Source organism: Sporanaerobacter sp. PP17-6a (assembly GCF_900095615.1).
Lineage (GTDB): Bacteria > Bacillota > Clostridia > Tissierellales > Acidilutibacteraceae > Acidilutibacter > Acidilutibacter cellobiosedens.
Window position 1 is genome coordinate 159,740 of record NZ_FMIF01000013.1, and the last position, 11,070, is coordinate 170,809.

At 39.5% G+C, this 11,070-nt stretch carries 12 protein-coding genes; all 12 read left to right on the top strand.

Features of this window, described 5'->3' with window-relative positions:
• Nucleotides 1–3: 3 nt before the first annotated feature.
• A complete protein-coding gene (locus PP176A_RS07045) occupies nt 4–330 on the top strand; it encodes a hypothetical protein (RefSeq protein WP_071139753.1) in 327 nt (108 codons plus the stop codon).
• Nucleotides 327–716, top strand: a complete 390-nt coding sequence (locus PP176A_RS07050) for an HK97 gp10 family phage protein (RefSeq protein ID WP_071139754.1) — start codon at nt 327–329, stop codon at nt 714–716. The genes PP176A_RS07045 and PP176A_RS07050 overlap by 4 nt, the downstream gene beginning before the upstream one ends.
• Complete coding sequence (locus PP176A_RS07055) at nt 703–1,023, top strand: hypothetical protein (protein ID WP_071139755.1); 321 nt, start codon at nt 703–705, stop codon at nt 1,021–1,023. The genes PP176A_RS07050 and PP176A_RS07055 overlap by 14 nt, the downstream gene beginning before the upstream one ends.
• Nucleotides 1,023–1,586, top strand: a complete 564-nt coding sequence (locus PP176A_RS07060; protein ID WP_071139756.1) for a hypothetical protein — start codon at nt 1,023–1,025, stop codon at nt 1,584–1,586. Before PP176A_RS07055 ends, PP176A_RS07060 begins: the two co-directional genes overlap by 1 nt.
• The gene (locus PP176A_RS07065; RefSeq protein WP_071139757.1) at nt 1,586–1,909 is read left to right on the top strand and encodes a hypothetical protein; all 324 of its coding nucleotides are present in this window, start codon (nt 1,586–1,588) and stop codon (nt 1,907–1,909) included. Before PP176A_RS07060 ends, PP176A_RS07065 begins: the two co-directional genes overlap by 1 nt.
• Nucleotides 1,910–2,247: 338 nt before the next feature.
• Nucleotides 2,248–2,781: a PH domain-containing protein gene (locus PP176A_RS07070; protein WP_071139758.1), complete on the top strand. Its 534-nt coding sequence runs from the start codon at nt 2,248–2,250 to the stop codon at nt 2,779–2,781.
• Between the two features lie 76 nt (nt 2,782–2,857).
• Nucleotides 2,858–3,691, top strand: coding sequence for a hypothetical protein (locus PP176A_RS07075; RefSeq protein WP_071139759.1), 834 nt, complete (start codon nt 2,858–2,860; stop codon nt 3,689–3,691).
• A gap of 86 nt (nt 3,692–3,777) precedes the next feature.
• Nucleotides 3,778–6,531 carry a hypothetical protein gene (locus tag PP176A_RS07080; RefSeq protein WP_071139760.1) on the top strand — a complete coding sequence of 918 codons (2,754 nt, stop codon included), beginning with the start codon at nt 3,778–3,780 and terminating at the stop codon, nt 6,529–6,531.
• A 12-nt stretch (nt 6,532–6,543) separates the two neighbouring features.
• On the top strand, nt 6,544–7,410 hold the full coding sequence (locus tag PP176A_RS07085; protein WP_071139761.1) for a distal tail protein Dit: 867 nt from the start codon (nt 6,544–6,546) through the stop codon (nt 7,408–7,410).
• A gap of 11 nt (nt 7,411–7,421) precedes the next feature.
• Nucleotides 7,422–8,177 (top strand): hypothetical protein, encoded by a 756-nt coding sequence (locus tag PP176A_RS07090; protein ID WP_071139762.1) that lies wholly within the window; start codon nt 7,422–7,424, stop codon nt 8,175–8,177.
• Nucleotide 8,178: 1 nt separating this feature from the next.
• Complete coding sequence (locus tag PP176A_RS16405; protein WP_200796084.1) at nt 8,179–10,440, top strand: siphovirus ReqiPepy6 Gp37-like family protein; 2,262 nt, start codon at nt 8,179–8,181, stop codon at nt 10,438–10,440.
• A gap of 13 nt (nt 10,441–10,453) precedes the next feature.
• On the top strand, nt 10,454–11,070 hold a 617-nt coding region (locus tag PP176A_RS16410), incomplete at its 3' end, for a hypothetical protein (RefSeq protein WP_200796086.1).

Sequence of the window (11,070 nt, forward strand, 5' to 3'; positions counted from 1 at the left end):
GATATGAAAATTAAAACACCTACAGAATTTCAAACTTTCAATGATGGTATCTGTGATATATACACAGTGAAAACGAACAAGATTGATGAAAAAATCATGTCTTTGAGGTTTGGAGATAGAACAGTTGGAATGAAAAGATACTATACCGCAAGGGCGGCTAATGTCGATATTAACAGGTTGATACAGATACCGCAACAATTGTCTATTACATCTCTTAACCGGGCGGTAATAGAGAATAATGAATATAAGATTGAGCAGGTACAGCATATCAAAGACACCAATCCACCGGTAACGATTCTCACTCTAAAAAGAATAGGGGTGATAGTATGAGCGAAAAAGTTAGTGCTGACGGTCTTACAGATACGATAATGGGTACCTTGCAAGAATACACAAAGGATATCACGGAAGGCATTAAAAAGGCCGAGGATGAAGTAGCTAAGGAGTGCAAAGGAAACCTTGAACAAGATAGTCCGGTAGGGCCAACCGGCAAATATAAAAAAGGCTGGGAGGTAACAGTAGCGACTGATACCCCATTAGGCAGGCATACGGTAATTCACAATAAGGAATACCGGCTGACATATTTTTTGGAAAATGGACATGCTACCAGAAATGGAGGACGAACGAGGGCATTTCCTCACATCAAAAAAAATGAGGTAAAGGCAAACGAGGATTTTGAAAAGAAAGTAAGGGAGGTAATTGAGCATGGAGGATCTTAAATCTTGGCTTGAACAGGCAGGGGAACCGGTTGAAGAGACTTGTTTCGTACCCGGGGAAGCTCCTCAATTTCCTTACATTGTTTTTTTAGATACGGTGGAACGTGTTGGAGGAGACACAAAGAACATGGCAAAACAGCACTCTGTCGCTGTCGAAAGGTACTCGGATGGGCCGGAGGACAACTTACAATTGGAAGCTTTGTTTGATAAACAAGCAATTAAATACACAAAGGACCGACAGTGGCTGAGTAATGAAGAATGTTTTTTGACTATATACAATTTTGAAATATTTGAAAGGGAGGTATTATAATGGCTACAGCAACAGAAAAACAGAATATCCCCGTAGGAAGCGGGGAAATCTACGTAACAGATTTTACGTCCGGGACTGCCATTCCGGAGAATGCAACAATTGAAGTAGATACAAACAGACTGGGGTATATATCCGGAGGTGCAACACTGACTTACAAAGGGACATTCAAGAAGTTCAAGGATGATCTTGGCAAGGCAGTGAGAAACGTACTGACGGAAGAGGAAGCAACATTTAAACTTGGCTTGATAAGCTGGGTTTATAGCAAACTGAATTTCCTTTGTTCCACTTGCAGGGTAGTAGAGAAAGAAGGAGGAAGAACGATAAAAATAGGTGGTATCGGACAGGATAACGGAAAGAAATATCTGTTTAGATTTGTTCATAAAGACGCCGTTCTTGGAGACCTACGTATCACTATAGTAGGTACCAATACCGCAGGGCTGACATTGAAATATGCAGCAGATGATGCAACCAACATTGAACCGGAAATATCGGCCGAACCATCTGATGATGAGGGAACTTTGATAATATTGGATGAAATGGATCCGGCGGGAGCTGGTGCATAATGTTCGATTTAGAACAGATCAACAAAAGATATTTTGATTTGAAATTGAAAGTGGAAGATGATAATGGAGCTATGAAGAATATACAGCTCCAGATTAAACCTCCTAAGATAAAGACTTTGAAAAAGGTCATAGCTCTTTCGGCTGTCAAAGATGAAGAAGCAATAGACGATTTGGCAGATGCTGTAAAGATGATATTGGCCAATAACAAAAGCAATTACAAAGTGACGGATAAGATAGTAGATAACTTAAATATAGACCAATTGAATACAATATTGGTTGCTTATTTTCAATGGCTTAGTATAGAACAAAAAAACCCAAACTAAAAGTCCCTTACTACCCTGAAAAAGATAGTAAGGGCCATTATAAAATTAACACTATTGAGAGTAAAGTAATACAAGAATACACCGGTTATACTTTTGACCGTATAGAAAATTTAACCATATTTGAATATTGGCTCCTTATTAGAGATGCCGTTATTTACAATTATTCTCAAACAGATGCCGGCCGGGAATACTTGGAGAAATGTTGGCTTTCCGAACAGACAGAGCCGGATCGAGAGATGCTCCATAAATATTTTGGAAAGGACAAAGGTAAACATTGACATACTTCCCGTATTGTTCTAAGATAAAATTAGAATAATAAATGGGAGGTATGTCTTATTATGAGAAGTTTGGAAGAGATACAAAAAGAGATTAAAACCTTGCCAACGGCTGATATTTGGGGAACGAGAAAAGAAGTCAAAGAGTTACCGAATATACTTTTTGACGATGAACACATAAAGGCTATGTGTTCAGGATTGTTGGAAGGAAATACATGGCTTATAGTATGCACAAATAGGAGGATTCTCTTTTTAGACAGAGGACTATTATACGGGTTAAAACAAAGGGAAACGCCTATTGAAAAAATTAATTCAGTTGAACAGAAGAAAGGGCTTGTTTTTGGCAGTATAGCAATTTGGGACGGAGCTGCAAAAATGGAAATCAAGGATATAAATAAGGATGCGGTTCCTCCGTTTGTTAATGCAGTGCATGAGCAAATTGAAGCATATAAACATAAGGGAGAACATACAACTCAGCAAACGCAATCAGGAGGTAGCGTTGCAGATGAATTAACTAAGTTAAAAAAACTATTGGACGACGGCATTTTAACTCAGGAAGAGTTTAATTCTGAGAAAAAGAAAATTTTATCGAAATAATATTTTAAACATATTTATTTTTAAAAAAAGCAACTACTAAAAAGTAGTTGCTTTTTTATGTAGGAGGTGAGAATGAATGGCAAATAATATAAAAGGTATAACCGTGGAAATTGGCGGGGAGACAGGCCCGCTTAGCAATGCTTTAAAAGGTATAAATAAGACAAGCCGAGACTTGCAAAGTGAATTAAAAGAGGTCAATAGAGAGCTGAAATTCAATCCCGGGGATACGGAACTTCTCACTCAAAAACAAACTCTTCTATCAAAACAAATCTCCAATACCAAAGAAAAGTTAGATACCCTCAAAGAAGCTCAGGCTCAAGCAGAACAGCAATTTAAAAATGGAGACATTGGGGAGGAACAATACCGAGCTTTGCAGAGAGAGGTTATAAAAACCGAATCGCAATTAAAAAATCTTGAAAAACAGGCAAGAGAGAGTAACGCAGCACTAAGCAAAATATCGCAAGTTGCCGGTAAAGTTGGAGATGTCTCCGGCAAAATTGCAGACAAAATGAAGCCTGTAAGTATAGGAATTGCAGGAGTAGGAGTAGCGGCGGGAGTTGCTTGGAAAGAAGTAGACGATAGCCTTGATACTATCGCAACTAAGACCGGTGCTACAGGACAGCAAATGGAGGGCTTAGAGCAGTCCTTCAAGAATATCTATAAGAGTATTCCAACAGACGCTCAGGCTGCTGGAGATGCGATAGGAGAAGTAAATACCCAATTCGGATTGACAGGTAAAGCTTTAGAAGATGCAAGTTCTCAAATGGTTAAGTTTGGGAGCATAAACAATACCGATGTAACCACTTCTACTCAAAATGCAAAAGGAGCTATAGAAGCCTTTGGGCTTAGTACAAAAGATTTAGGTGGAGTGCTTGATGCCGTTACTGCTACGTCTCAAAAACTGGGGTAGGAGTAGATCAGCTTTTTGATTCCGTTATTAAAGGTGCTCCAACATTAAAAAACTTAGGATTGAATTTTTCCGAAGCTACGGAGTTAATGGGACGATTTGAAAAGGGTGGTATAGATGGTCAAAAGGCCTTGTCGTATCTTTCCAAGTCGAGCGTTGAGTTTGCAAAAGAAGGAAAATCGGTTAGTGAAGGACTAACCGAAGTTTCAACAAAAATTAAAAATAGCAAAACTGATACAGAGGCTTTGACTATAGCAACCAAATATTTTGGAACAAAAGGTGCCGTCTTCATGGTGGACGCCATAAAAAGAGGTACCTTAGATTTAAATGGGCTATCTGATTCGGCTAAGAAAGCCGGAGGCTCTGTCTCCAAAACTTTTGATGCGACGCTGGATCCGATTGACAAGGCTAAAACTGCTTTGAACAATTTGAAGTTGGTGGGAGCTGACCTTGCATCTTCTTTACAAAGTGTCTTAGCTCCTATGCTTCAAGAATTAGTAAAAAGACTACAAGAGTTTTCCAAATGGTTCAGCGATTTAAGTCCCAAACAAAAAGACGCAGTAGTAAAAATTGGGCTTATTATAGCAGCAGTTGCCCCGGTTGCCGGCATTATACACAAAATTTCTGATGGAGTAAAAGACCTTATTTCAGGTATACAAATGGTTCCAAATGTTATAAATGGGATTGGCGGAGCGGTAAAATTTTTGCTTGCGAACCCTATGGTTCTATGGATAGCCGGTATTACAGCGTCAGTTGCCCTTTTAGTCGTAGGTATAAAGCATCTATGGGAGACGAATGAAGGATTTAGGGCAGCCGTAACTAATGTATGGAATGGGATAAAGTCCTTCTTTGCAGGAATACCGGCATTCTTTGCTGGAATATGGAACAGTATTAAGACAGGCGTTTCTACAGGATGGAATGGATTTAAAAATATAATTGTGACCGTTTGTAATGGAATTAAAACCGGAGTTGTAACTGTGTGGAACGGTATAATAAATTGGTTCAAAAACCTACCTAAAACATTGTTTAATATTGGTAAAAATATGTTTACATCTATGAAAGAAGGCATTTCCAATATTCTTCCCACAGTAGGGACAGTCATAAAAACAGGCATGACGAAAGCTATAAGTTTTCTAAAGAACCTACCTTCTCAATTTTTGCAATATGGGAAAGATATGATACAAAACCTTATAAACGGCATAAAGAGCATGGTAGGCAAGGTTGGAGATGCGGCCAAAAGTGTAGCCAAAAAGATATGGTCATTTCTTCACTTCTCAGTGCCGGAAGAAGGGCCTTTGAGTGACGCCGATACCTACGGAACCGACTTCATGCAACTCTTGGCCGATACTATAGAAAAAAGTAGCGACAAGCCGGAGGAAGCCGCAAAGAACGTTGCAAGTTTGGTTTCTAAAAGGATTCAAAGCATAAAGGATGATCTTTCAAAAGAAGTAAATGATCTCAATATTGAGCTGTCAAGGTTGAATGATACTGAAAAAACGGCTCTCAATGGTGCAAATGCCACTTCACAAAGTACTATTCGTGAAGAATACGACAAGAAAAAACAAGTTATAAATGATGAAATAGAACTCCGCAAGAAGCAGGCAGATAAGGAAATCGCTGAAATACAAAGGATAGGGAAAATGTCCAAGGAAGAACTTGACAAAGAGCTTGAGGCAAGGAAACAATTTGTTTCAGATGTTAATAGCCTGAATGACCAAATTAAAAATGCTCTCAAAGCAAAGTACACCGAGGCTCAAAAGGCCGAGGAAGATAACCTAAACAAACAGCTTAGTGATTGGGAGAATTGGAAGGACAAGTCAGAAGATGCCATAAATGACCTATTTGGCACCAAAGAAGACAGGCTTGAAGCAGATGAAAAGGCGGCAGAGGAAGCTATACAAAATGAACTTGACGAGCTTGACAAATGGAAAGAAGCATCTATACAGAATATTGAAGATGTTGCAAATGCAAAGGTGGAGGCTATACAAAAGCAAATTGACGCACTTGAAGAACAGACAGTGGCAGAGGACAGGGCAGAAAAACATAAGGAATATGAGGATAAAATAGCTGATCTCCACGAGCAAATGAAATACAGCCATGATGACTACAATACTTCCCAATTGCAAAAGCAAATACAGTCGGAGCAGGCTGAATATCAAAAGCTCCTAAATAAAGAAGCTGTCGACGACAAAAAGACCGAACTTGAAAAACAGATAGATATAATTCAAAGTGATGCCGACAACCAGAAAAAGGCTATTGAGGATATTTATGATGTCAAAAAATCGAGGTTAAATAGGCAATTGGACGAAAGTAAAGCCTACTATGCAAAGCAAAAAGAGCTTATGAACACAGACAAAGAGGCTCAACTTGCCAATATAAGTCAAATATACACAGCAAACAAAACTTCTTTGGACCAACAGCTTACCGATGTAAAGACCTTTTATACTCAAAAACTTACAGATGCACAGCTTGAAGCTGAGAGTGAACAGCTAATAATGGATAACAACCAACAGGCCATAATTGAACTTTTAAGCAGCTATGGGGAACAGTATAAACAGGCAGGAGAGACATTAGGGGAAAGGCTTGTTGAAGGCTTTCAGCCCAAAATTGACGAAATAAAGGATATGATAAGTTCTATAACGGCAGATATAAGTTCCGCAAGGGACGAAGCATTGAGAACCATGGAAAGTAATAGTATAAGTAGCAGTAAAACCATAAGCAGCACAAGCAATAAGACAGTAAATAACTTCAACTTTACACATAATAGTCCAACAAAGGCAAGCCCGTCAGAGCAGAGAAGACAGGATGAATCCTTATTTAGAAAAGCTGCTTTTTTAATATGAGTGGGTGATGATATGCAAAAACTAATATTTACAAATAATAGGGAGCAGAGTATAGAATTAACTAGCTCAGCTCCTTTTTTGTTAGAAAGTTTCAATCCGGATCCGGCCGAGGCTACTATTCTTACAACCAAGTCCCCAGGGCAGGATGGAGAGAGCCATATGGAGACTCTCCTGGAACCAAGAGTACTGACAATCGTAATTGCCATACTTGGCAACAATAGTGAAGACATGTTCAGGAAAAGGAGAGAGCTGAATAAGGTATTCAATCCCAAATTGACCGGTACCTTGCAATATATCAATAGCGCTGGGGAATACTCAATTGGCTGCATTGTACAAACTGTTACCCCGGATGAAAAGACAGAACCGGCACAAGAATTTCAAATTCAACTGTATTGTCCAAATCCGTATTGGAAAGATGTTCAAGAATCAAGGGAAGAGATAGCCTTATGGATGGGTGACTTTGAGTTTCCATTGGAGATACCGGAGGGCACCGGTATAGAAATGGGCCATAGAGTGTCAAATTTGATTGTCAATATTGTAAACAAAGGTGATGCCGAATGTGGTATGAGGGTTGAATTTAGGGCACTTGCAACCGTTGTAAATCCTTCCATTTTGAATATATATACAGATGAATTTATAAAAGTAAAAAGGACGTTGGAAGCCGGCGACAAACTGATTATAGACACCAGTTTTGGGAATAAAAAGGTAAGAATGATAAAAACGAACGGTGAAGACATAAATGTATTCAATTGGATAGACTTGGGAAGTACTTTCATTCAACTTGAACAAGGAGACAATGTCTTAAGATATGATGCGGAATCCGGAATTGACAATTTGGAAGTAAGTATTTACTATAGGCCCTTATATGTCGGAGTTTAGGAGGTGTGAATATGGAAAAAAGTTTTTGTTTCAATAGTGTAGATGGAGATAGGAAGTACAAAGCGGAGGATTTCAGAGATTATTTCGCAAGTTTTGTTGCCAATGGGGTATTTCCAAGCCCCTCTGATGGCTTGCAAGCGATAGCAAACAGTAGTGGCATGTCAATAATAATAAAACAGGGCAAAGGCTGGATAAATGGAGCCATATATGTAAATACGGACGATCTAATACTAAATATAGACGCCGCTGACGGTACCTTGAACAGAATAGACAGGATTGTGTTGAGGATGGACACAGTAGACAGAGCCATAACTGCACAGGTAAAAAAGGGGACAGCCGCAAGCATGCCGACAGCTCCGGAATTACAACGGGACGCTGACGGGTATGAAATAGCATTGGCAGATGTAACAGTAGGAAAGGGCATAACGGCCATTATACAGGCCAATATAACCGACCTAAGATTAAATACCGGCCTATGCGGAATAGTGCATGGAATAATTGACCAAGTAGATACCACCACAATATTCAACCAGTATGTGAGCTGGTATCAACATACTACCGCAGAGGCCGAGGATGACGTGGAAGTAATAAAGCAACAGTTGCAACAGAGTTTTGATGAATGGTTTGCTACGGTTCAGGACACGTTAGATGGAGATACGGCCGGGAATTTGTTAAACCTTATAAATGCCATTCCAAAGGTATTATTTGGAGCAACCGAACCGGCTCTTATATCTGCCGGGGACTATTGGCTTAAGGAGCTGACATAAGATGAAGAATGTACCAATACGTATTATCTCACCCAATTTTGAACTTTTGGGTGAGATTGACGACTATGAGAGTTTGCAATTTATTAGACGGTTTTATAAAGTAGGTGAGTTTGAACTTCATATTAATGCGAATAAAGTCAACACAGATATTTTGATTGAAAATAATTTGGTTCTATTAGGCAGCCATTTTAATAAAGTCGGGATTATCATGCACAGGGAAAATGAAATTGATGAAAATGGAGAGACGACCGATACTCTCATAATAAAAGGGCCTACATTGAAAGGAATCATGTCAAGGCGACTAATTGTACCGCCCACCAACGGGAATGGATATGAGAGCCATTCAGGGGCCGTAGAAACGATATTGAAAAATTTTGTCAATAACAATGTCGTTAGCCCGGCAGATATTGACAGAAAAATGCCTCAAATGGTAATTGTTACCGACCAAGGGAGAGGGAAACAGGATTCATGGCGTTCAAGATTTGAGGTTCTTTCTGACAAGCTGGCCGAAATAGGGGAGTATGCTCAAATGGGTTGGAACGTCACACTGGATATAGAAAATTCACAGTGGGTTTTTGATGTGTTTGAAGGCCGAAATATGACGGTAAACCAAGATACCCTACCGCCGGTAATATTTTCCACAGATTTTGACAACATCAAAAATCAACATTTTGTACAAAGCAGTATAGGGACTTCCAATGTGGGATATGCCGGAGGTAAGGGAGATGAAGCCGATAGGCTGATACAAAAAATAGGAAATACTGCCGGTTTTGAAAGGATTGAATCTTTTTTAGATTGCTCCAATGCCGACAATACGACAGAATTGTTGACTATGGGCCAACAAAAATTGAATGAGTTGAAACGAATATTGACTTTTGAATTTCAACTCATCCCCGATAATACCTTCAAATATGAGCAGGATTATGACCTTGGAGACTTCGTTACTGCTCAATCTAAAAAGTGGGGTATTACCATGGATTGTCAGATTGTCGAGCTGACAGAGGTATATGAAGCCGGAGGGACTTCCCTCGAAGCTACGTTCGGTACCAGCATTCCAACAATAATTGACAAAATAAAGAACATTGATAAGACAAGTAAATTGGTTGAGCCTAAAGCCGGGGGTACTGGAGACCCAGGAGTAAGCCTTCAATACAGTTGGAATGGTACCCAACTTGGCGTGAGATTAGAGGGGGATTCCACTTATCAATATGTAAACCTAAAAGGAGACACAGGGGCACAAGGGCCAAAGGGAGAAAAAGGAGATAAAGGTGATCCCGGTACTACGGAATGGGAAGGAATAAACAACAAGCCGAGTACATTTCCCCCAAGTGAACATACGCATGTGAAATCGGATATATCGGACTTTCCGTCAACGTTACCAGCAAATGGAGGAAATTCTGATACCGTAGATAATAAGCATGCAAGCGACTTTTTATTAATGAGTGCTTATTTGGCCGAAACAAAACCAAGTACAAACATAATAAGAAGTAATTTAGGTAATCCGTCGATTTTAGAGGCAGGAATGATTGACGGTGAAATAAATAATAAACTATGGTTTTATAATGCAAGCAAGATAAACTTTGAAATAAGTGATGATGATATAACTTACACACCCTTTGAGGTAAGCGACATAGTTAAAAAGAAATTAGTAAGCGGTAATAATAATGCAAACATAACATTCGCTAAGGGAAAATATTTACGTATTACCATAGACCCGGTAGGCTATGTATATTTGAATTATATATATATGTATTTCAGCTCCCAAGGCAATAACATAAAGGTAAAATGTGAGAAAAAGAGAGATGACGAGGAAAGTTGGATAACAGTATTTGACTATAATAATTCGGCTTCGGGCTGGCCTGCTCATATGCTTATTCCTCACACGGCTATACTATTTTCATCCGCAAGTATCGCAAGGCATTATAACCACGTAAGGATAACTATTCAAGCTACTGCACAAACGAATGATTATCCCAACATGATATTATCTGGGCTGGAGTGGTATGGAGGATATCCGGCAGGTAAACGAACCATATATAGCTGGGATGAAGATAAGAACGTAACATTTCCGGCCGAAGTAAAGGCTCCTTCCTTCAAAAAGACTGATGGGACAGAGGTTGCATACGTAGGAGACATACCAACAAAGCTAAGCCAATTTGAAAATGATATAGGTGCAGGAGGTGGCCTGAACATTGCGGCAAGTCCAACAGAGCCAACAGAGCCAACCTTGAAAACCGGAGATTGGTGGTACAAAGAGTTGTAAAGGAGGAATGAATATGACAGAAAAAAATATTTTGATGCAAAGGAAAAATTCAGACGGGACATATGATATATATTATCCCGTCCCAGCAAATATGTACGCTGTTGCTTCCGGCACAAATACCTATACAGTATCTATCTCAGGCATATCAAGCCTTACCGAAGGTTTGAGCATAAAAGTAAAATTTACAAATGCCAACACTGGAACAGCAACGCTGAACGTCAATTCTCTTGGGGCAAAAAGTATTGTCAAGAGCAATGGCAATGCTCTAAGCAGCGGCAACATTAAAGCGGGGCAGATATGTCATCTTGTTTACACAGGCTCAAATTTTCAATTATTGGGGAGTGAAGAAAGCCCAGTAACAAGTGTAAACGGGAAAACAGGTGCTGTAGGCATTGATGTATCAGACATTCATGGATTAAATCAAAGAGATTTAGTACTTGGGCTCAATGCATTTAGCAACTATAACGGTTCAATTGCATTAGGGCATCAGGCTAACGCAGGGGATTATGGTTCTATCGCAATAGGTGAAAATGCGGAGGCGCCTTCGAGCAGTGTTGCTATAGGATACGGGGCAAGTACAAGCACAGGTGGTAATGTGGCCGTGGGATATAATGCACTTGCTGGCAATGA